This is a genomic window from Euryarchaeota archaeon (assembly GCA_016207515.1).
In the GTDB taxonomy this organism is placed as follows: domain Archaea; phylum Thermoplasmatota; class SW-10-69-26; order JACQPN01; family JACQPN01; genus JACQPN01.
In genome coordinates this window covers 72497-94705 of sequence record JACQPN010000025.1, presented here as the reverse complement: position 1 = coordinate 94705, position 22209 = coordinate 72497, and the positions used below count along the sequence as shown (strand labels likewise).

The following is a 22209-nucleotide window of genomic DNA, read 5'->3' as shown; positions in this document are numbered from 1 at the left end:
GCTCGAATGAGGAGGGCGCTCGTTCTTTCCGCCCTCCTTCTCTTGATTTTCGCGTCCCCAGCGGAAGCGGCGCCACCGGTCGCGCGACTAGCGACTCCCGAGCCCGTGACTGTCGGGGAGACGATGATCTTCGACGCAAGCGGTTCGAGCGATCCGGATGGCGATATCAGGAGTTACTTCTGGAACTTCGGCGACGGCGCGAATACCACGTCGACGAGCCCGAAGGTGGCCCACGCTTACGAGAAGGCAGGCCTCTTCACGGTGCTTCTCGCGGTCTTCGACTCGCAAGGACAATCATCGAGCAATGTCACGTCGGTCACCGTCGCCCGCTCGCCGACGAAACTCTCGGTCCCTGAGGTCGTCGGAAAGGCAGGAACGCAGGTCACTATCAAGGCCACGTTGGAGGACGCGCGGGGACGCGGCATCTCGTCGAGGGTGATACGCTTCTTCCTCGAAGGAGAGGAGCTTGGGGCGTCAACCACGATCGAGGGTACGGCCACGGGTCTCCTGAACAGGACTGCGCTGCGGGCCGGTGTCCATAACCTCACCACATTGTTCAACGGAGACGACGCGTATCTCGCCTCCGCGAACGTCACCCTCCTGAAGCTGCTCCCGGGCGACATCACGGTCCGGGTCACCGGAAACGAGTCGGGCCGGGCCGGCATTGCGCTCGGGTATCGCGCGAACGCCTCATCGCCCGCCACCAACATCACGGCCTATGATTGGGATTTTGACGGGGACGGCGCGGTGGACACGCGAAGTTTCGTGCCGGAAGTCTTGCACGTTTTCCCCCGGGCAAGCACCTACATCGTGACGGTGACGGCCATCGACGAACAGGGGCACACCGGGAACGGCACGTTGACGGTCACGATCTTTCCGCCGCACGACGCCAGCGCGGACGAGAACGGCTTGTTGTCGCCTGGCCTGAAAGTCCCCGCCCCGACGCCCTTCATTTCGCTTGCAGTCGCGGGCCTTCTGTCTCATCTACTCGTGGCGGCACAACGACGACGCCAAGGCCGATGACCTGACGGCCCCGACCTTTTCCCTTACTTGAGCGTTGCCGCCTAGCCATTTCTACATCGTCGGGGAAAACTGAAAGGACTTAAATGCCGCCCGGAAGCTCGCGTCCGAGGGTCCCCTCATGAAAGCCCGCATCATAGTCCTCGTGATGGCCATGACGCTCGTCCCGCCGAACGCCTATCTTCTGGCGGAGCCGGGGTCGAACGTGATATTGGGGATCGCGGCGGCGACGCATTGCGCGCCCGATCAGGTCCACGACCCCTCTGGCAATTGTGTTTCAGGGGGCACGCAGCCGACGCAATGCCCGCCCGGCGAAACGGGCACGCCCCCGAACTGTTCTGGTTCGTCGGGTTCAAACACGTGCCCCTCCGGCACCACCGGCACACCCCCCAGCTGCCAGCCGATCCAACAGCAAACCTGTCCGACGGGGCAGCACTTGGAGAATGGCGCCTGCGTTCCCGATGCGCAGCAGCCCCAATGTCCGTCCGGTCAGGTTTGGGACGGGACGAGGTGCGTAAGCTCCACGAGCCAGCCCCCGCAGTGTCCCTCGGGCCAGGTCTGGGACGGCACCAAGTGCGTGAGCTCGACCACTCAACCGACGACCTGCCCGGATGGCTCGCAGCCGGTCAATGGGCAGTGTCCACAGCAACAGACGCAACAGTGTCCGTCCGGCCAGTTCTGGGACGGCTCGAAATGCGTCTCCTCGACGAGTCAGCCGCCTCAATGTCCGTCCGGCCAGTTCTTTGACGGTACGAAGTGCGTGAGCGGGAGCCCGCCTCCGAACCAACCCCGGTGCCCCGAGGGCCAGTTCTGGGACGGGGCAAAATGCGTCTCATCGAGCGGGGGTTCGTTCCAATGCCCCCCCGATCAGTTCTGGGACGGCCAGAAGTGTGTGAGTGGTGGGGGTGCCCCGCGCCCACAGTGCCCTGAAGGCCAGTTCTGGGACGGCGCCAAGTGCGTCTCCGCGCCGCCGCCGGGTGCTGCATGCCCCGAGGGCCAGTTCTGGGACGGTAAGATGTGCCGCGAAGGTCAGGCGCCTCCCCCCTGCCCGGCAGGGACCTATTGGAGCTTTGAAAAACAGACTTGCACGTCCGATGCGTCGGCCGGAGGCAACGCCGTTTCATGTCCGCAAGGCCAGTACTGGGACGGCCACATGTGCTCCGAGGGCACGCCGCCCCCGCCATGCCCCGATGGCACTTTCTACCACTTCGAGAAGAAGGAGTGCACGCCGTTCGAGAGCAGTGGCTTCCAATGTCCGCCGGGAGCCCACTGGGACGGCCAACGTTGCGTCGATTCCGATTACTCGAAATGCCCCGAAGGCCAATATTGGGACGGTCAGAAATGCGCCGTCGGCACCCCGCCCCCGCCCCATGACTGCCCCGCGGGATCCTGGTGGGACCAATACCGGCAGCAGTGCATGACGCCACCGCCGCAGCAAGGTTGTGGCGAAGGCAAGCACTGGGACGGCGCCGCCTGCGTCGATGGCCAGCCGCCGTCGCAGTGCCCGCCGGGCCAGTACTTCGATTTCTCAAGGCAATCCTGTACGCCGGGCGAGCCGCCCAAGCAGTGCCCGTCCGGCCAGTTCTTCGACGGGTTCCGTTGCCGTGAAGGCGAAGCGCCGCCCCCGTGCCCGCCCGGTTCCTATTTCAATTGGGAGAAGAAGCAGTGCGTCGAAGGCGGATCCGGAGGCTTCCAATGCCCGCCCGGCGCCTCATGGAACTCAGAAAAGAAGTATTGCGAGGGTGGCCAAGGTGGGCCACCGCCCGGGTGCGAACCTGGGGGCGAGAACTCGACGACGGACCGGTGCAAGGCACCCCAGGGTGCCGCGTGTCCCCCTTACACGTATTTTGATCCCGAGAAGGGTTGTATCTCGCCTGGTCAACCACCGGGCGATTGTCCGCCCGGACAAGCGTGCGGCCCCCGCCCGCCGCCTTGCGAACAGCAGGGCGATGAGATGATCTGTACGCCTCCGCCGGATTGCAAGGCGGAGAACGGTTGCAACCCGCCCCCCGATTGTAAACGGGACGATGCCGGAAAGTTCCATTGTCCAGTGCGCCATGATTGCGGCGGACCATGCGGGCCCGCGATCATCCCGGAATGCGAGCCAAAGGACGGGGCGATGCTTTGCAAGCCACCGAAGGAATGCGACGGAAGGATCGGGGCTACACCCGAGTGCACGCCGCCGCCGTTTTGCACCGCGGACACCGAGACCGGCCTTTACCTTTGCAAACCGCCGCAGGAATGTAGACCAACCAAGACGGCCGAAGGCAAGGAAGAGAACCGTTGCTTCGCACCCGCCTCGGGCGGCGGCTGCCACGCCCAAGCCCAGGTGGAGGGCGGATTCAGGCCATGTGTGGCGCCGCCCAAGTTCTGTACGGCGGGCGAGGAGCCCGTGTTCAATCAGACGGGCCCGCCAAGTTGCATCCCGCCACCGCCGCCGCCACCGAAGCCTTGCGAGGAGGGCGAAAAACCGACGCGAGACGCTCGCGGCTTCCCCTCCTGCTTCCCAAGGCCAAGGTTCGAGAACGGCACGTACCTCCCGCCGGAGGGCTTCGAGCCGCCCCGTAACTGCGCTCCGCCGCCGGCCCCTTGCGGGCCACCGTTGCTTTTCGCCCCGCCGCCCCCCGAAGCCGGGCCCGAGGCTTACGCCGCGTGGAAGAAGTTCATGGGCAACCAGAGCGCGGGATTCAACACCGGGCGCGTGGTGCTTCGAGAAGAGCAATGGGGGAAGTTCAACGAGAGCGACCTCAAGAAGTTCCATGACCAGGGGGCCTTGAGCGGACTCTTCGCACGGCCGTCGTTTGACGGTGAGAACATGAGCGGCCAGTTCGTGAACGCCCGCTTCGGCCAAGGCTTCAACGTCACCGACTTCGAGGTCGGCGGAAGGAAGTTCTTCGACAGCGTCCGGGCGTCGGGTTCGGACGAGACGCCACTTGTCACGACCGCCGGAAGCACCGTGGTCGCCGGAACGGAGAACCTGACGGTGGAACTCCACAACAACGGCGCGGGCGTACTAGCCTACACCCGGCCCAAGGGGACCAACGGCACGGGGTTCCAAGTGGGTGACGAGACCGCGGTCGAATTCTCAAGCTCCGAAACGAAGACGGTCACGGCCGACGTGGAGGCCTGCCAGGACACCGAGAGGAAGGAGACCGCGTATTGCGCCGTGCGCGTCATCGCGCGAGGCGATTCACCGGACGAGTCGAGCGGCGTCTTGATCGTCCCCGCAGACGCCGACTTCGGCGACGGGACCGTCGACGTGAACCTTGGCGCCGGCGAGGGTGCCTATTTCATGGCGATTCCCGAGGAGGGCCTCGAAAGCGAGACGCGGCTCGACATCGCAAGCGCGCTCGCGGCAGGCGAACTCGGCGCAGAGGTCAGTCTCCTGGCCCGCGACGGCGACGTCGTCACCGACGTGACCGACTACACGGGCGAGGATATGACGTTGGTGGTCTCGAACGTGACCGATGAATCGCTCACCGTGGATGTGGCTTCGACGGAAGAGGAGGGCCGAAGCGTCGTCCTTACGTTCGACCGTGAGACCCTGCCGGTGCCGCTCTCTGAGCTCGTCATAGAGATCGACGGCGTCGACCTCACCGAGGCGACGACCATCGAGGAGGCGCTCGACCCCACGAAGGCGGATTATTTCGTGACCGCGAACGAGACGATCGTCCAGGTCGTCGTGGGCCTTGAGCACTTCAGCGATCACAAGATAACGCTTGGCCGCGGCACCGTGGCGACCGCACAATCGCCCTCCGAGGACACGTCGAGCGGCGACGAGACCACGGGGCAGCAGATGCAGAAGAACGAGACCGTCTCGCAGCCGAAGGGCGGAAGCATCCCCGGCTTCGAATCGATCTTCGCCTTCGCGGCCACCCTCTTCGCGGCGGTCGTGATCGTGACGGCGCGCCGGAGACCGTAGGCAAGAAAGGCTGGATCGGAACACCGAAGGTTGCGAGACTCGAGGGCCCCGGGCCATTCGGAAAAGCACGGAGCCCCGCCGGAGCGTCAGGGACCGTTTGGGCGCCCACGTTAGGGGGAGCGAAGCTCCCCCCATCGGAACGATCGACCCTTCCAGGGTCGTCTGAAACCCTTTTATAGCATACGCTCATTATCCGCAGGTCTTATCTGATGGATACACCCGCGCGACTCGTGCTGGAGGACGGCACAATATTTCGCGGGGCTTCTTTTGGCGCCAACACTTCGGTGTTCGGGGAACTCGTTTTCAACACCGGGATGACCGGTTATCAGGAGGCCCTCACCGACCCTTCTTATGCGGGCCAGATCCTCATGATGACCTACCCGCTCATCGGAAATTACGGCATCCACCCCGGCGTCGGGGAGAGCGACGGTGTCAAGGCCTGGGGTTTTGTCGTGCGGGAATGGTGCAGGAAACCGTCGCATCGTGATTCCACGAAGACCATCGACGATTTCCTTCGCGAATACGGGGTCCCGGGAATCGCCGGCGTCGACACCCGCGCCTTGACGGTGAAAGTCCGCGAGCGCGGCACGCTCCTTGCGATGATCGACCCAGGAACGGACAACACCGACGAAGACCTGGTCCGCGAGGTCCGATCGAGGCCTCACCCGGAGAAGGAGAATCTTGTCGCCGGCGTAAGCGTCAAGGAGATTCGGGAACTCAAAGGAACAGGGCAATCTGGAAGGGTGGCTCTCCTTGACACCGGCGTCAAGGAGAATATCGTCCGAAACCTCCGGCAGAGGTTCAAGACGGTCTACAAGGTCCCCTGGAATGCGCGTGCGGAGGACGTTTCCAATCTTCATCCCGACGGGATCTTCCTCTCGAACGGCCCAGGGGATCCCGCGCACCCCGAGATCCTGAAGCACACCGTCCCGACGCTTCGCGCCCTCGCCGAGAAGTACCCGACGCAAGGCATCTGCCTTGGCCACCAGATTCTTGCGCTCTCGTTCGGCCTCAAGACGTTCAAGTTGAAGTTTGGGCACCGGGGCGCGAACCAGCCCGTGAAGAACCTTGAGACGGGTCGCGTCTACATCACGAGCCAGAACCACGGGTTCGCCGTCGATGCAGGCTCCGTGACCGATGACATAGTCATCACGGAGGTCAACGCGAACGACGGTACGGTGGAGGGCTTGCGGCATAAGCGCCTTCCCATACTTTCCAGCCAATACCATCCCGAGGCGTGCCCCGGCCCGCAGGACACGAACTTCCTTTTCGACCGCTACAAGGCCTGGCTCGACAAGGGGGCGACGGCCTCCAACGTCCCCAACATCCGAATGGATGGATCCGGCCTCGCGGCGCGGCCGGCGGACGCGCGACAGACGGGGGGCGCGCCTTAGTGGTGCTCGCCCTCTTCAAGTATCCTTGGAGGCCGCAATAACTTGCCGAAACGGACCGACCTCAAGAAGATCATGATCATTGGCTCCGGCCCCATCGTCATCGGCCAGGCCGCCGAGTTCGATTTCTCGGGAAGTCAAGCGTCACTGTCGCTCCGGGAGGAGGGCTACGCGACGGTGATAGTCAACAGTAACCCGGCGACTATCCAGACCGATCTTGAGACCGGGGACGTCGTCTACATCGAGCCTCTGACGGTCGAATCCATCTCGCGCATCATCGAGAAGGAGCGGCCGCAAGGCATCATGAGCGGCATGGGCGGCCAGACGGCATTGAACCTCTGCTCCGAACTCTTCGAACAGGGTGTCCTGAAGGAGTACGGCGTCGAACTCCTTGGCACCCAGCCCGACGCGATAGCAAAGTCGGAAGACCGCGACCTATTCAAGAGGACGATGGAGGAGATAGGAGAGCCCGTCCCCTTGGCCCATGCGGTGAAGACCGTGAAGGAGGCGGTGGCGGCCGCGAAACTCCTTGGCAAATACCCGGTGCTCGTCCGCCCTGCGTTCACGCTCGGCGGCACAGGCGGCGGCATCGCCTACGGCGAAGACGAACTCGCGGAGATTGCGGGCCGCGGACTCGTGTATTCACGCATCGGCCAGGTCCTCATCGAGGAATCGGTGCTCGGTTGGCAGGAGTTCGAGTACGAGGTCGTGCGCGACGGGGCCGACAACTGCGTCATCATCTGCAACATGGAGAACATCGACGCGATGGGGATACACACCGGCGAATCCATCGTGGTCGCTCCTGCACAGACGCTTTCCGATGTCGATCACCAGAAGCTCCGCTCGGCCGCCATCAAGATAATCCGGGCGTTGAAGATCGAGGGCGGCTGCAACGTGCAGTTCGCCGTCGATCCAAAGACCGGTGATTACCGTGTCATAGAGGTGAACCCGCGTGTCTCCCGATCCTCGGCACTTGCTAGCAAGGCCACCGGTTACCCGATCGCCCGTGTCGCCGCGAAGATCGCCGTCGGGATGCGCCTCGACGAGATCAAGAACCCAGTCACAGGAGACACGCCGGCGAGCTTCGAACCGGCCCTCGATTACGTCATAACCAAGATCCCACGGTGGCCGTTCGACAAGTTCCGCACCATCGACCGCAGGCTTGGGACACAGATGAAATCCACCGGTGAAGTGATGGCCATCGGCCGCACCATCGAGGAGAGCCTTTCGAAGGCCATCCGGAGCCTCGAAACGTCGCGAACAGGCCTCGAATGCCCCCCCTTCACCGACGCGGAACTGGAACGCGAGCTTCGGGTCCCAGGCGACATCCGGCTCTACTGCGCCGCGGAAGGCTTGCGGCGCGGGTGGAGTGTCGACCGCATTTGCGACCTCTCCTCCTATGATCCTTTCTTCGTGGACAAGTTGACGAACATCGTCGAAGCGGAGGAAGCGGTCGGCAAACGTCTCGATGCGGGCAGCCTACGCGCGGCGAAGCTCCTCGGCGTCTCGGACGAGCGGATATCCGAACTCACGGGAAAGTCGGAAGACGACGTGCGTGACATGCGGTTCTCCTCCGGAACGGTGCCGACTTTCAAGATGGTGGACACTTGCGCGGCCGAATTCGCCGCAAACACGCCCTACTACTATTCGACGTACGAATCCGGCGACGAGTTGCCAAAGACCGGCGGCCGGCGCATCCTCATCATCGGAAGCGGGCCGATAAGGATCGGCCAGGGGATAGAGTTCGATTACGCCTGCGTCCACGCGGCCAAAGAGGTGCGCTCAATGGGCCTCGAGGCCATCATGATGAACAACAACCCCGAGACGGTGTCGACGGATTTCGACACGTCGACACGCCTCTACTTCGAGCCCCTCACCCTCGAAGACGTCCTCCACGTCATCATGCGCGAGAGGCCGGAAGGCGTCATACTCCAGTTCGGGGGCCAGACCTCGGTGAACCTGGCGATGCCGCTCGCGGCGGCGATCAAACGCCACAAGTTGGCCTGCCAAGTCCTCGGCACACCACCCGAATCCATCGACGCCGCGGAGGATCGCGAGAAGTTCAACGTCGCCATGGAGAAGCTCAAGATCCCGCAACCAAGAGGCGGCGTCGGCCGGAACTTCGAGGAAGTGAAGGACCTCGCGACGCGCATCGGCTACCCTGTCCTTGTCCGCCCCTCTTACGTCCTCGGCGGGCGGGCGATGGAGATAGTCTACGATGAGAGCGACTTGCAGGACTACATGAGGGAGGCGGTCAAGGTCAGCAAGGCGCACCCCATCCTCGTAGACAAGTACCTCGACAATGCGATCGAGGTGGATGTGGATGCGTTGTGCGACGGGACGAACACGTTCATCGGCGGGACACTGGAGCACGTGGAGGAGGCCGGCGTCCATTCGGGCGACGCGACGATGGTGCTCCCGCCGCAGACATTGAGCCGCGAGATCATGTCCACGATCAAGCTCTACACGGAGCGGATCGCAACCGAACTTGGCGTCGTCGGCCTCATGAACATACAATACGCCGTGAAAGACGGCAAGGTCTACATCCTCGAGGCGAACCCGCGCGCAAGCAGGACCGTTCCGTTCGTGAGCAAGGCCGCCGGCATCCCGCTCGCCCGCATCGCGACCCGGCTCATGCTCGGGGCGAAGCTCAAAGACCTCGACCTTCGCCCCGTCTCCGGTAGCCTCGTCGCGGTGAAAGCGAGTGTCTTCCCGTTCCAGAAGCTCGTCGGGGTGGACAGCATCCTCGGCCCTGAGATGAAATCCACGGGCGAGGTCATGGGCATCGATGCGGACTTCCAACGCGCATATTACAAGGCGATGGAATCGGCGTACAACAAGCTCCCATTGGCCGGCCGCGTCTATGTGACGGTCCGCGACGAGGACAAGAACAAGGTACTCCCCCTCACGAAGGAACTCGCGGAGATGGGCTTCCAGGTGGCCGCCACGAAGGGGACGGCCACGTACTTGCGCGACTTCGGCATCCCATGCGAGACGGTGTGGCGCATCAGCGAGCGAAAAAGCCCGGACGTCCTTGATCTCATGCGTTCGGGGAAGGTCAGCCTCATCATCAACACGCCGACCCTTTCGCGAGGTGCCCGACGCGACGGCTACATGATGCGCCGCCTCGCCGTCGAGCTCCAGATCCCGTTCATCACGACGATGAGCGCGGCGACCGCCGCCGTCTCGGCCATCCGGGCCGCAAAGGAAGGCGACTTCACTTTGAGGTCGCTCAAAGGGTGGCTCGAGGCGGGGCCGTTGCCTCCAACGAAGAAAGGTTAAAGAGGCGGCGCGGAATCAGCGGATGGCCTGATTGTACGGCTCCGGTTCGCTGGCACGTTGCCGGCGGGGTGCAAACAACCCCACGAGGTCTCGTTTTGGAAGCCCCGTGGCGCTGGGTGACTCCCTGTCGGTCGTCACCCGCGCCCCGGGGCAGAAGAATAATTGGGTGGAAATCAGCCCCGTGGTGTAGCGGCCAATCATAGGAGACTCTGGATCTCTTGACTCTGGTTCGAATCCAGACGGGGCTATTCGGGCGCGGTCGCGGTTTGGTGTTGGCGGCGGTTTCCGGGCGCGCTTTTTGCGAGCCGGGGCGAGCAAAAAGGGTGCCTTGGCTCTGGTTCGAATCCAGACGGGGCTATTCGGGTGCGATCGCGGTTTGGTGTTGGCGGCAGTTTCCGGGCGCGCATTGCAACAAGAGGCATAGGGCGGGGCCCGAGTCTGCGCGGGGCTTCCGCGGCGATACTGGACGAATCACCGCGCTGCCTTGGCGCGGCTTTCTCACAACGCGGACGCCTTCGGGCCGTCGATTCCACGCCGCGCAAGGGGCGGCTTGCAGCCGCAAGCCTCGGCCTAGGCTTCCGCAAGAGCGCGTTGTCGCGTCATGAGGCCGGAGTGAAAAGCATGAACCATGAAGTCGGCACAATGAGCAGCGAATTCGTCATTTCGTTTGAGAACAAGCCAGGGACCCTCGCCCCGGTGGCGAAGGCGTTGGGAAGCGCGAACATCAACATCATCGGTTTCTCGATCCAGCCGCAGGGCGAGTTCGGGACCTTCCGCTTCGTCACGACGACCGGCGACGTAACGAAGACCGAGAACTGGCTCAAGAACGCGAACCGCGCCTACCGCGTGAACGAGCTCGTGACCGTGAGGACCCGCGGCGTACCGGGTGTGCTCGGACGGCTCTGCGAGAGCCTCTCCGCGAGCGGCGTCAACGTGGAGGCCTGCTACCAACTCGCTTCCCAGACGCCGGGCGACATCGAGATCGCGTTCCATGTGGACGATGTCCCTTCTGCGCGCAAGATCCTAGCGCAGTAAAGGGCGACTCGTGCTTGCCCCGGAAGCGTGACATACGGCTCCGCTTCCGTTCTCTTTTCTTTTCGGCTTCAGTTTCATCTTATCATGGCAGATCGCGTTTCCCAGACGATTCTTACAAAGGCCATGGCAGGGCGGCCACGGCGTCAAACGCGCTCGGGACGAGACACAGTGGGGTTTCTCCGGTGACCAGGTGTCCGAGCGCCCCCCGCTTTACGTCGCTCTGAAGAGGAGCAGCGATCGCCCCACGCCGATGACATCGCCGTTCTCAAGCCGGGCCTCGCCGCCGAGAGGCAGCCTTTTCCAGTTGAGGGTGGTCCCGTTCTTGGCGTGCCGAAGATCGAGGACGCGGTACTCGTTTCCGGTCTTGATTATCTCCGTGTTCTCGGGCGAGACGTAATGGTCGTACTCAAGCGGGACATGCGCCTCCCGTGAACGGCCTATCACCCAACCTCTGGATGGCCTCACCTCCATGTCCCGGAGCGCAAAGACCCTGCCCACCTGCACGCCCCTGATGAGCACGAGTTTCAATCCATTCACCCACTCGGGTCCCCACTGGTGCTTGAGGTCTTCCGTGGCGAACGGATCCAAGGGGACCGTGGGTTCGAACGTGCTGAGCTTGCGCATCTCGTCCACGACCGCGAAGAGCCGCGCAGGATCGAGCACGTACTCTTGGCGTTCGCGCCTTCCGCCGCGCCCCGTGCTTCGGACCCGGATGAGGCCCGCTTCCTTCAATTGTTCCAGATGCCCACGGACCGCTTGTCGCGAGATGCGTCTATCCGGCGAGGCCCCGGCATTCGAGGCGCTGGGGGTGAGGTGTATCTCGTCGAGCATCTTCGGCCAGCGCAGGAGGTAAAGGAGAGCGAGCCGGTTGGGGTGGGCCAGGAGCTTCAGGGCACGGGCGAGCTCGCCGAAGTCGATCTCGGCTTCGGTCGCCCACGAGGGCGTTTCTCGGCGCACGTCTAGGTCCTGCAGTTGGGGCAGGTCGGGCGCCAGCTCGATACGGCTTGGTTGCAGAGCCAGCAGATCCTTGAAATTATGTTGAGAGGGCTATTGCGGAGTTCCATGGACCCCGACGAACAGCCTCCCGCCTTATCGCTTCTCTCACGGGCGCGGAAAGGAGGAGGACCGGTTACGTCCGTTGGCAACCACATTGCGACCCTCGCTCCGGTCTTGGCCGAGTGACATCGCGAGGGGCGGAGCGCCGCGCGGTCCCAGACGGCTACCGCGGGCCAGTCGGGCTCGTGCCGGAAGGCGGCTTCAGGCGGCCACTTTGGAAGGGAGCCCTCGCCCTTGCAAGTCTATCGCAAACGCCTCGTCGCTCCCGTATGGGGTCTCGTCGTCCACCTGATAGTAGAAGTCGAGCCGTTGCCACGGCGAGTGCGCCACGTCGTTCGAATCGTTCTCTTGCGCGGTGAAGCGGCGTTCTTGGCCCGCGGGGATGGAGCCGGGGAGGTCTATGTAAGTGGCGCCCTTCGTCGTGTTGAGGAACGCATAGCCGAAGATGTACGTGGCATCGCTTCGCTTGTTCATGACGTCGAAGACGACTTGCAACGACTCGGCGCCGACGCGGTGGTCAACGAGGCGGATGCGGATATCGGCGTTCTCGCCGCCGGGCAGCACTTCTGGCGGTGTCGTCTCAAAGTCGGTGTTGTCCGTCGTCCTGTTGTTCGAAGGCGTCGGGTCCGGCGCGGGGTCCGGCGGGGGCGGCGACGTGCATCCCGAGACGACGAGGATAGCGAAAGCGAGGAGAGGAAGCGCGCGCACGGGGGTGAAAACCGCGTCCTACCGGATTAGGCTGACCGTCACGGCACGGGCTCAATCGACGGCGTCAGAGGGGACGGTCGCGGCATCAAGATACGTGCGTGGCGTGTCGTTGACGAGCGGGACATCGATCCAGGAGCCGTCCGCCCCGAAAAAGAGCGTGTTCGTCGCTTTTTCTTCGTCGCTGAAAACATACGCGTCGCTTGACTTGACGACGACCACGATCCGATGCCCGGCGGCGACCACATGGTCCCTCGGGTGCAAGTCCCACTCCACTTCGTACCTGGCGCCGGAGACGAGGTCCTCGCCCTTTTCCAGGCCGTTGCGGTGCCTCGCGTCGATGTATCCTCGCGTGAGGAACGCCTTCGTGCCGTCGGGGGCCCCATCGTAGACGAGAACCGCGAAGTTCGTGTCCGCTAGATCGGTCGCCGCCTCCAAGTGGGTCCTCGGGGCGCCGGCGACATGCATAGGGACGTCGAGCGGGCCGCTGGCGAAGGTCACGTGGTTCACGCCTTCCAGGTTCGCGTCCTCGGACCCCTGCCCGTCATCCGTGAACGAGACGCTTCTGGCCGTCGGCGCCGTGGGCTGCAACCTGTTTTCGCCTGCGAACCATAGGCGCGAGACGTTCACGTCCTTTGGCGGCCAATCCGCCTCGCCCCTCCATTTGCCGAGGTTGTCCTCGACTTGGACGATGGGTGTTTCGAGGACGCCGTTCTCGAGCCCCAGCATGAAGTGGTCGAGCCAACGGTGCGTGTAGTTGGTGAAGTACTGGCGGGAGCCGGGGACCCCATGGGCGTGCTGTCCGTAGAATGCTCGCTTCTCAGACGTGACGAGCGGGAAGAACTGCGGGATCATGTCGGTCGCGACGTTCTCGTCCTTGAACCCTTGGGCGTAGAGCACGGGGACGGTGATCTTTCCGGACAGTAGGGCGTGGTTTCGCGCTTTCCAATAGTCGTCGTAATCGTCCTCCACGTAGTACTTGCGCGTGAACTCGGAGGTGCACGCGATCTCCTCGGCGGGCTCCGCGACGCTCGTCCGAACACCTGGAGTCCATGAGAGCGCCACATCAAACGCCGGGTCGGTCGATGACGAGCCGGGAGGCGGGTCCCCGTTGATGCGCTGGACGCCGTTCTCGAAGTAATACGTGTACCAGGACGAGACGCTGCTTATCGGCAGGATGGTCGTAAGATGCGGCGGCTCGAAGACGGCGGTCTCGATGGGGGTCGTGCCGACCCAACTCGTGCCCATGAGCGCGACTTTCCCACTCGACCACGTTTGCTTGGCGATGGCCTCGACGATCTCGTAGCCGTCCTTTCCTTCCTCGGGACCGCCGACCGTAAGACACCCTTCGCTTTCGCCGGTGCCGCGCACGTGCGCCACCGCCACGGCGTAACCGCGGGGCACGTAGTAGTTCGCAAGTCCCAACGAGAAGTTCCCCGCCGCTTGGACGACGGCGTTCTCCTTCCCGAGGGCCCAGCGCTGCTCCCCTAGGATGCTGTAAGGCGTGTAATCGACGAGCGTCGGGAACGGGCCAGGGGCGTCCGGCAATTGGACGTCCACATGGAGTCTTGTGCCGTCGAACGAAACCACCTTGAAGCTCAGGAACTTTCCAGGTAGTAGGACGGGTTTGGTAAGGCCCGCATGTCCAATCGGAACTGCGGCACCGACATCCGCCTGCGCCGATAGCTCGGAGGCGGGTGAGATGCAACCAGCAAGAAAGGCGGCGAGGAGAGTGATCGCGATGACGACCGCCTCCCTGCCTCTCGTGGCACGACCCATGTCGGGAATCCACATGAAGTCGCCGTGCCGACTAATCAACCTTTCCGAGTCAATGGGCGAAAAAGGGGCGGGTCGAGGCGGTCCGGTGGGACGATGGCTGTCGGCCCCGTCGTGTTTTCTTGGCTAGACGTTCCGACCTTTTTCTTTCTGATCGGTGCTCATCATCTCGACAAGGCTTAAACGCGGCAGTACCATTCCGTTTCGCACGGAGGTCGATGGGGTGGGTCTACGACCTATTGAACCAAGGCCGAGTACGAACGATGGATCGGATCCGCACGGTGGTGGCTTCAGCCCCCAGCTCCTGCAGCTTCTCAAACCCTACGGGGACCACCTCCTAGACATGCTGAAGGTCCGCAAGGGCGAGGCGGTGCTCGACGTCGCGTGCGGCTTCGGGGAACCCGCGATAACGGCCGCCCGCATCGTCGGACCCGCAGGTCGCGTCGTCGGGATCGACATCGCGGCGCGGGAGCTCGACATCGCGCGCGCCGCGGCGAAGGGCCAAGGAGTGCGTAACGTGGACTTCCGCACGATGGATGCGGAGACGCTCGAATTCCCCGATTCCACCTTCGACGTCGTCGTCTCCCGCTTCGGGCTCCAAAGTTTCCATGACCCGGCGCTTGCCGTGAGCGAGATGCACCGGGTCGTGAAGCCCGGGGGACGCGTGGGCCTTGTGGTCTGGAGCCTCGCGGAGCGCGTCCCAGCGATCGACTGCCTCTTGCGGCCTTTGATGAAGCACGTCCCGTCGACGCGGGCTTCTCCGAACCAGTACGGGTTCGGCGCCCCGGGGTCGCTTGCTACACTTCTTCGCTCGCCCGGCTTCACGGACATACGCGAGGAACGGTTCACGAGCGAATTGGCATTCAACAACCCGGACGAGTACGAACGCGTGATGCGCTACGCCACGCCTTTCGCCCGCCGGTGGGCGGATTTCGACAAAGTTGCGATGAAGATCGTACGCGAGGAGATGAGCGCGCACCTGCGCCGTTACGTGCGCTCCGCGCGGATATTCGTCCCGGCGGAAGCGGTGCTCACGGTCGCGACAAGACCCTGGACATAGTCGTAATGTGCGGGCTGGGAGCCGGAAGGCGCGATTGCAAGCCCCCCTCGACGGGTCGCAAGGCTGTGGTGGGAGGGCCCGCGTGAAGCCTCGTCAGGATGGGCAAGGGCGGCGCGTGGAAAGACGGCTCACGCCACGCGTGCTTTCTTGAAAGGTTTTAATCTTCAGGCGCGTTTGTGCCTTCCGATGCGCCGGAACAGCGTCGTCGCGCTCTTGCTTTTCATCATGCTTTCTCCTGCGGTAAGCGCCGGGGTGGCGCTCGTGCCGCAGTTCAGCGCGAAGCTAGCCGCCCTGCCGCCCGGCGGCTCGGCAGATTTCGTATGGACGTTCGTGAATGAGGATTTCGATGCGTACCAGGTCGTCGTGTCTCCGCCCGAACTCGGCGACGGATGGAACGCGACGGCTTTCCCGCAAGCCTTCACGGCCGCCAGCGGCTCGACGACGAACATCACGGTGCGCGTCACGGCGCCGACGCAGAGGCAGCCGCCGGTGCATTCCGAGATAACGGCCCTCGTCTACAACCAATCCCTCGGCGTCTCGCACATCGTCAAGGGCAAGTTCGCGGCCGAGGTCCGTTTCCAGCCGCTCGTTCTCGCTCTTTTCGAGAATCCGCTTCCTGCGCCCTTGAACAACGAGTACGGTGTTTTCCTCCTGGACATCTTCTTCTGGGCGGCGGTGGGGATATGGGTAGTGCTTTTCCAGGACCCTATCATCAGGCTGCTTGCCGGGCGGGCTCCGAAGTGGGTCGTCAACAACATCATCGTGAGGCTACGCGGGCCGGTGCTCGCCCTCATCGTCTTCTTCGGGGCCGTCCAATCCCTCCACTCGCTCCCCCAGACCCCGGTCATATCTACGATCAGCCAGATCTCGCGCGCCCTCCTCATAGGTGTCATCGCCTACGTCGTCTACCTCTTCGTCCATAGTTTCCTCTTCTTCTACGGAGAGCACGTCGCGAAGAAGACGACCACGAAGCTCGACGACGTCCTCGTTCCGCTTCTCGACAAGATAAGCGCCGTCGGCATCGGGATCGGGGCGATCCTCTACTACCTTGGGACCCTCGGCTTCGACCTCACTGTGTTTCTTGCGGGCTCCTTCATCCTCACGACCGTCATCGCCTTCGCCGCCCAGGACACCATATCGAACTTCTTCTCGGGCGTCTTCCTCCTTCTTGACCAGCCGTTCGCGGAAGGCGAAGAGATAATGCTCGAAAGCGGCGAGTACGTGAGGGTCGAACGGATAGGCCTTAGAAGCACCCGTCTTTATCACGGGAAGAACCACGAGCTCATCGTGGTACCGAACAACCAGCTTGCGTCGAAGCGGGTCGTGAACCTCGGTTACCCGGACCAGAAGTACCGCGTCTTCGTGAAATTCGGCGTCGCCTACGGGACCGATCCCGAAAAGGTCCGTAAGGTCGTCCTCGGCGTCATCACCTCGCATGAGAAGGTGGTGAAGGACCCGGTGTATCCGGCTTTTGTCCAGTTGAGCGAACTCGGCGACAGCTCGGTGAACTTCATCGCGGGTTTCCTCGTCGATAGTTTCCGCGACCGTTACGCCGTGCGCTCCGACGTGACGGAGGGAATCTACAAGGCGCTCATGAAAGAGAAGATAGAGATCCCGTTCCCGCAGCGCGTCGTGCGGTTGATGAAGGAAGGGTGAGTAGGCGGCCAACGGCCCCGAGTCGATGGAGGCGGCCTTCCGAAAGGCCGCGGTGGGATTCGATCTCCTCGTGGAAGTCCAGCCCGGTTCCTCGACGGCTCTTTTTCCCGCCGGTTTCGATGCGTGGCGGGGTCGCGTGAAGGCGCGCGTGGTCTCCCGGGCCCAAGACGGGGCGGCGAACGAGGAGCTCTTGGCCTTGGTGAACGCGTTCTTCGCGCCAGCGGGCGGGACCGTCGAACTGATCTCGGGGGCCAAGTCGCGCGAGAAGACGCTCCGGGTCACCGGCGTCGGGCTTGCCTCGGCCAAACGCATGGTGAGGGAAGGCCTTTGAACGGGGGAGATCCCGAACCCTCGACGACGCACGAGATCCCGGCCCGCGCGGCCGTTCTGCCCGGGGGACGCCGGTGAAAGAGGAAGAGCGGTTGGAGCGGATCGAAAAGTGGCTTGAGGCGTTGATAGAGGAGAACCGCGAGGTCCCGGTCGTGGTCGAGGGCGCAAAGGACGAGGCGGCGCTTCGTCGACTCGGACTTGCGGGGCCAATCATCCGGATAAATGCCGGTAGTCAGATCTTCACCCTCTGCGAGGGACTCGCCCGATCACACGCGCGGGCGATCGTCCTTGTCGACTGGGACCGCACGGGCGGGCGTCTGGCGCGGCTCCTTTCCGAAGGGCTTGAGGCGAACCAGGTGAAGGCCGACTTGGGTTTCCGCCGCCGATTCGTCCGGTTGGCACAGGGTGAGATCAAGGATATCGAGAGCGCGTTCACTTTCATCGCCCGGCTGCGGGAGACCGCCGCGCCGTAGGACGGAACTCACGATATCTTTATAAGGCGAGCCTTAGTATTCCTGCTTTGGAAATAACAGTGCTTGCTTCAAGCATTCACATTCACAACTCGCCCCATGGTTTGGGACTTGGATTGATTCTCGCGGCTTTGCCCCTTAGGGGCGAAGAGGCAGTCTAATCCCCGGAAGACTTCCGGAAGTTGGTTAGGAAGCGCGATCCGGCACTGTTTTTTCCAGCAGAGGAGCTACTCACAATGTACAACGTTGCTCAAGAAGGAGACAAAACGAACATAGACCCCAGTACGACGAAATACCTGATCAAGGCGCAGATCCAAGCTGATGGGGTGATCGAGAAGCCCGACGTCGTAGGCGCCATCTTCGGCCAGACGGAGGGCCTTCTAGGAAACGAGCTGGACCTACGCGACCTCCAGAAGTCGGGTCGGATCGGTCGTATCGAGGTGGATGTGGACAGCAAGCGCGGCAAGTCCACTGGCGTCATCACGCTTCCATCGAGCCTTGACAAGGTCGAGACGGCCATCATGGCGGCGGCCCTCGAATCGATCGACCGCGTAGGTCCCTGCCGGGCGGAGATAAAGGTCCTTTCGATCGACGACGTGCGCGTCACAAAGCGCCGCCAGGTGGCTGACCGGGCGAAGCAACTCCTCCACAGCATCGTGGACGGAGCGAAGGACGACACGTCGGACCTCATGGAGGACGTGCGTGCCGCGGTGCGCACCGAGGAGCTCATAAGCTACGGGCCCGAGAAATCCCCAGCCGGTCCCAACATCCTGAAGTCGGACGCCATACTGATTGTGGAGGGACGTAACGACGTCCTCAACCTGTTGAAGAACGGCATCAAGAACGCGGTCGCAGTCGAGGGCACGAACGTCCCGAAATCTGTGGTCGAGCTTTCCCGTGAACGCGTTGCAACAGCATTCGTCGACGGCGACCGTGGCGGAGACCTGATTCTCAAGGAACTGCTCCAGACGGCCGAGGTCGACTTCGTCGCTCGGGCACCCCGCGGCCGCGAGGTCGAGGAGTTGACCCAGAAGCAGATCATGAAGTGTCTGCGGAACAAGATCCCCGCGGACCAGTACGTCGAGATGTTCAAGATCGAGGGAGTCGCCCCCCGGACGACCGAAAAGTCCCAGAAGTTCCAGGGCCGAGGTCCCCCGCCGGGCCGTGGCGAACGGCGCGACGAGCGGGACGACCGCGGCCGGGATCGCCCCGAGAGGATGGGACGGCCCGAGCGCCAGGAGCGGCCCGCATGGAGCGAGCCGGAGCCTGCCTTCGAGGAATCGCGAGGCGTGGAAGCGATGGCGGAATCCACCGGGGCGCCGGAGCCTGGCGAGGACGCCGACGATTCTGCGTGGACCGCGGAGGAACCGGAGAAGCCGACGGGTGCCCGGGAGACGAACTACCTTTCCGTCCTCAACACGCTCTCCGGAAAACTCCAAGCCGTGGTCTACGACGACGCGGGAGTGCAAGTGGGCGAGCCGATTGCGGTGCGCGACCTCGCCGACAGCCTGAAACGCCAGACGGCGAGCATCAAGGCGGTCGTCTTCGACGGCGTGGTCACGCAGCGGCTTCTCGACATCGCGGCGGAGAAGAACATCTCGACACTTGTCGGCGTGAAGACCGGGAATATTACGAAGCGTCCCGCCTCTGTGGAAGTGGTCACCAAGGCGGACCTCGAGTAAGCGACGTTCTCCAGATGGCGGGCGCACTTTTGCCCGCCGTCTGTCCGTTCCATTCTCGACGTCGTCAGACACCGGTGCGAAAAATGACAATTTTTAACATTTTATTAATATTATTGTGATGTTTTCTGGATTTATCGCGGCGGATAATTTGGGTCACTGATCTTCATTTGACCCTTGAAATCCGATTTCCGACCGATCGCGTGCTTGAAAAATCTTCATGGAAAGTTTTATCTTCGGCGCGCGCGATATCTGTCATTGCCTTGAGGGATGGGCATGCACAAGGACGAACTTATACAGATGCACACACTACTCTGTCAACTGAAGAACTACTTTGAGTTGAACGGAGCAGAGATAAGCAAGTTCGCGGACTACAAAGCGATGAACGTCAGCCCGTTGCACGTTCACAGGTCCAAGTCGGACCACAAGCGGGCGATATTCACGCTGGGCAAAGAGCTCGCTGAACACGTATCAACCAGCGATCTTAGCAACCCTGCAAAGGTCTCCCACCGGATGGCCTCCATGGCCGGTCGGTTGGAGAAGTTGAAGGCGCAATAGGACGCTAAGCATCGTGGTTGGTGTCAGAAGCGGCCGCCCAGCGGGTAGGCCGCCTCCACTTTTTTTCTGATTTCTTGTCTTCGCCGCCTTCTCAAGCCCCATGAGGCCCATGGAGCAGGCTCAGATCGGTCTTGACATCAAGTAGGCGTCTTCCCCGTCAGCATAATACTTCGCCAGCACCTTCTTCGTTTCGAAGCCAAGCTTCTCGTAGAGACCGATGGCCCCCTGGTTCGATACGCGGACCTCCAGTTTCACCTTGCGGATCCCCCCCTGCCGGAACCTGTCCATGAAGAGGTTGCAAAGCTTCGAGCCGATGCCTTGCTTCCGGTAGTCGTCCTCCACCGCCAGGATGAGTATCCTAGCCTCGTAGGCCCTCTCCACGACGCCGACGATGAACCCCACGACCTTCCCATTGACCTCCGCGATGATGAACCCGTCCGGGTACAGGTCGGCCAAGTGCAGGAAGAGGCCACCGTCGTAGTTCTCGTCAAGGGTGCGGTTGGCCAGGCGCAGCACAGGGAAAAGGTCCTCCGGGTGGAAGTTCCTCAACCTGTACACAAGGGTCAAAAGGAAGCGTTCTATAAAAGGACAGATGCAGGACGCGGCAGTCCTCCCGGCCGGGCTCGTCGATCGGTTCAAGGGTGCGAGAAGGATCGTCGAGGTGGGGGTCGGAAACCGCTTCGAATGGGCCCTCGAGTGGCGTCGCTTGCTTCCCGGCTGCGAGGTCCACGTGACGGATTTGAGGCAGGGTCTCGTCGAGGGTAATCCTCCGGGGACCTTCGCCCACGTGGATGACGTCACGTCGCCGGACGGGGACCTGTACTTGGGGGCGGCGCTCCTTTACTCGGTGCGGATGCCTGAAGAACTCCAGGTCCACGCCGCGATCCTCGCCAAGAGGGTGGGCGCCGCATTCGCATTGTCGCCGCTTGGAAGCGAGGTGGTCGACCTCACGGCGTTCTTCCCTCACGTCGAGCGTTTCGCTTCGACCGGTCGGGCTTGGTGGCTTTTTTCCCGACCGGGTGGCCCGGCCGTTTCGCCCGCGGCGCATGCTTCTTCCCCGCCGCCTTGAACCGTTCTATGTCGGCGTCTGTGGCGCCGAGGGCGAAGAGCAATCCCGCGAGGTTCTCTCGGCTGATGCTCCCGTGCGCGACCCGCTTCAGGACATCCTTGGCGTTGAAAGCTATCCCCAGGCCGGCGTTTTTCACCATTATCCTGTCGTTCGCGCCGTCACCCACCGCCACGATCTCGTCATGGCTCAACCCTTCCCGCGCCGCCAAAGCGTCCACGATCTCCCATTTCTTCACCGAGTCGATGATGTCGCCGGCGACTTCCCCGGTGAGGCGGCCGTTACGGACGACAAGCCGGTTCGAGTAGGCGTGGTCGAAACCCAAGTCGTCCCTTATCCTGTCCGTGAACATGGAAAAGCCGCCGGAGACGAGGGCGGTCCGGAACCCCATCGCCTTGAGTGTGCGAAGCAGTTCCCTGCTTCCGGGTTGCAGTTTCACCTTCTCGGCGATGCGCTCCACCTCCGCGACGGGCATGCCGCGTAAGAGCCGCACCCGGGCCTTGAGCGCGGCCTTGAAGTCCATCTTCCCTTCCATCGCCCGGTCGGTGATCTCCTTCGCTGCCGATTCGGCGCCGGCAGAGCGGGCGAGTTCGTTGATCATCTCGCCTTCGACGATGGTGGAATCCATGTCGAAAACGACCAGGCGCCTACGCGTCCTGTAGATGGAGTCCGGTTGGATGACCGCGTCGACGCCGATCTCCTCGCAAGTGGAGCGCAAGGCGGAGCGTAGGCCATCGAGTTCCGATGTTTTCGCCTCGACGACTATCTCGAAGGCCATGAAATCGCCTTGCGCTACGTGGCGCATGCGCTCAATGTTGAGGCCGCGTTTTGCGATGGTGCCGGTGATCGCGTGCATGACTCCCACCTTGTCCGCGCCGAGGATCGTCACGACGACGGGCCTCCTACCGTCGTCATGCGTGAGTTCCGCTTGCGGCATGGGCGACAAAGTGGCCTTGACGCCTTTCTTTTCCAGCGCTCTCTTGAGCCTCGACGCAAGCCGTCGGCTCTCGGCGGCGTTTCGTGCGTAGAGAAGGTCGACCACCATGAACATCACCATGACACCCTCTATGGAGGTCTCCTCCACGCGGACGATGTTTCCGTGGCGCTCGCTGATGGTGCCGGAGACGTCGGCGATGAGCCCTATCCTGTCTTTGCCGAGTAGATGCACGCCGACGAGGTGGCCGGTCACGCTGGCGCCTCCGA

16 protein-coding genes and 1 tRNA gene are annotated in these 22209 nt (G+C 62.9%); 12 read left to right on the top strand and 5 right to left on the bottom strand.

Features of this window, described 5'->3' with window-relative positions; genetic code table 11:
- Positions 1–6: 6 nt before the first annotated feature.
- From HY556_11180 to HY556_11155, 6 genes are all read left to right on the top strand, one after another.
- The gene (locus tag HY556_11180) at positions 7–1023 is read left to right on the top strand and encodes a PKD domain-containing protein (GenBank protein MBI4394336.1); all 1017 of its coding nucleotides are present in this window, start codon (positions 7–9) and stop codon (positions 1021–1023) included.
- Positions 1024–1141: 118 nt separating this feature from the next.
- Positions 1142–4942 (top strand): hypothetical protein, encoded by a 3801-nt coding sequence (locus tag HY556_11175; protein ID MBI4394335.1) that lies wholly within the window; start codon positions 1142–1144, stop codon positions 4940–4942.
- Positions 4943–5151: 209 nt separating this feature from the next.
- Positions 5152–6336, top strand: a complete 1185-nt coding sequence (carA, locus tag HY556_11170) for a glutamine-hydrolyzing carbamoyl-phosphate synthase small subunit (GenBank protein ID MBI4394334.1) — start codon at positions 5152–5154, stop codon at positions 6334–6336.
- A gap of 42 nt (positions 6337–6378) precedes the next feature.
- Positions 6379–9615, top strand: coding sequence for a carbamoyl-phosphate synthase large subunit (gene carB / locus HY556_11165; protein MBI4394333.1), 3237 nt, complete (start codon positions 6379–6381; stop codon positions 9613–9615).
- A gap of 175 nt (positions 9616–9790) precedes the next feature.
- Positions 9791–9863 (top strand) — tRNA-Gln (locus HY556_11160).
- A 373-nt stretch (positions 9864–10236) separates the two neighbouring features.
- Positions 10237–10650: a hypothetical protein gene (locus HY556_11155; GenBank protein MBI4394332.1), complete on the top strand. Its 414-nt coding sequence runs from the start codon at positions 10237–10239 to the stop codon at positions 10648–10650.
- A gap of 210 nt (positions 10651–10860) precedes the next feature.
- On the opposite strand, the gene HY556_11150 is transcribed toward HY556_11155, so the two are convergent.
- The 3 genes from HY556_11150 to HY556_11140 all read right to left on the bottom strand — a co-directional run bounded on the left by HY556_11150 (position 10861) and on the right by HY556_11140 (position 14205).
- A complete protein-coding gene (locus tag HY556_11150) occupies positions 10861–11607 on the bottom strand; it encodes an FHA domain-containing protein (protein MBI4394331.1) in 747 nt (248 codons plus the stop codon).
- 300 nt (positions 11608–11907) lie between these two features.
- Complete coding sequence (locus HY556_11145) at positions 11908–12414, bottom strand: hypothetical protein (GenBank protein ID MBI4394330.1); 507 nt, start codon at positions 12412–12414, stop codon at positions 11908–11910.
- Positions 12415–12465: 51 nt separating this feature from the next.
- On the bottom strand, positions 12466–14205 hold the full coding sequence (locus HY556_11140; protein MBI4394329.1) for a CocE/NonD family hydrolase: 1740 nt from the start codon (positions 14203–14205) through the stop codon (positions 12466–12468).
- Between the two features lie 205 nt (positions 14206–14410).
- Between HY556_11140 and HY556_11135 the strand changes: the two genes are divergently transcribed.
- The 6 genes from HY556_11135 (at position 14411) to HY556_11110 (ending at position 19940) form a co-directional block, all read left to right on the top strand.
- Positions 14411–15247 carry a class I SAM-dependent methyltransferase gene (locus HY556_11135; protein MBI4394328.1) on the top strand — a complete coding sequence of 279 codons (837 nt, stop codon included), beginning with the start codon at positions 14411–14413 and terminating at the stop codon, positions 15245–15247.
- A gap of 186 nt (positions 15248–15433) precedes the next feature.
- Entirely contained in the window at positions 15434–16903 is a 1470-nt protein-coding gene (locus tag HY556_11130; GenBank protein MBI4394327.1) for a mechanosensitive ion channel, read from the top strand.
- A 25-nt stretch (positions 16904–16928) separates the two neighbouring features.
- Entirely contained in the window at positions 16929–17234 is a 306-nt protein-coding gene (locus HY556_11125) for a DUF167 domain-containing protein (protein ID MBI4394326.1), read from the top strand.
- 73 nt (positions 17235–17307) lie between these two features.
- Positions 17308–17706 carry a DNA primase gene (locus HY556_11120; protein MBI4394325.1) on the top strand — a complete coding sequence of 133 codons (399 nt, stop codon included), beginning with the start codon at positions 17308–17310 and terminating at the stop codon, positions 17704–17706.
- A gap of 233 nt (positions 17707–17939) precedes the next feature.
- A complete protein-coding gene (locus HY556_11115) occupies positions 17940–19385 on the top strand; it encodes a DNA primase (protein ID MBI4394324.1) in 1446 nt (481 codons plus the stop codon).
- A gap of 273 nt (positions 19386–19658) precedes the next feature.
- On the top strand, positions 19659–19940 hold the full coding sequence (locus tag HY556_11110) for a UPF0058 family protein (protein MBI4394323.1): 282 nt from the start codon (positions 19659–19661) through the stop codon (positions 19938–19940).
- Positions 19941–20060: 120 nt separating this feature from the next.
- On the opposite strand, the gene rimI is transcribed toward HY556_11110, so the two are convergent.
- Positions 20061–20489, bottom strand: coding sequence for a ribosomal protein S18-alanine N-acetyltransferase (rimI, locus tag HY556_11105; protein ID MBI4394322.1), 429 nt, complete (start codon positions 20487–20489; stop codon positions 20061–20063).
- A gap of 398 nt (positions 20490–20887) precedes the next feature.
- Positions 20888–22195 carry a phosphoserine phosphatase SerB gene (serB, locus tag HY556_11100; protein ID MBI4394321.1) on the bottom strand — a complete coding sequence of 436 codons (1308 nt, stop codon included), beginning with the start codon at positions 22193–22195 and terminating at the stop codon, positions 20888–20890.
- Between the last annotated feature and the right edge of the window lie 14 nt (positions 22196–22209).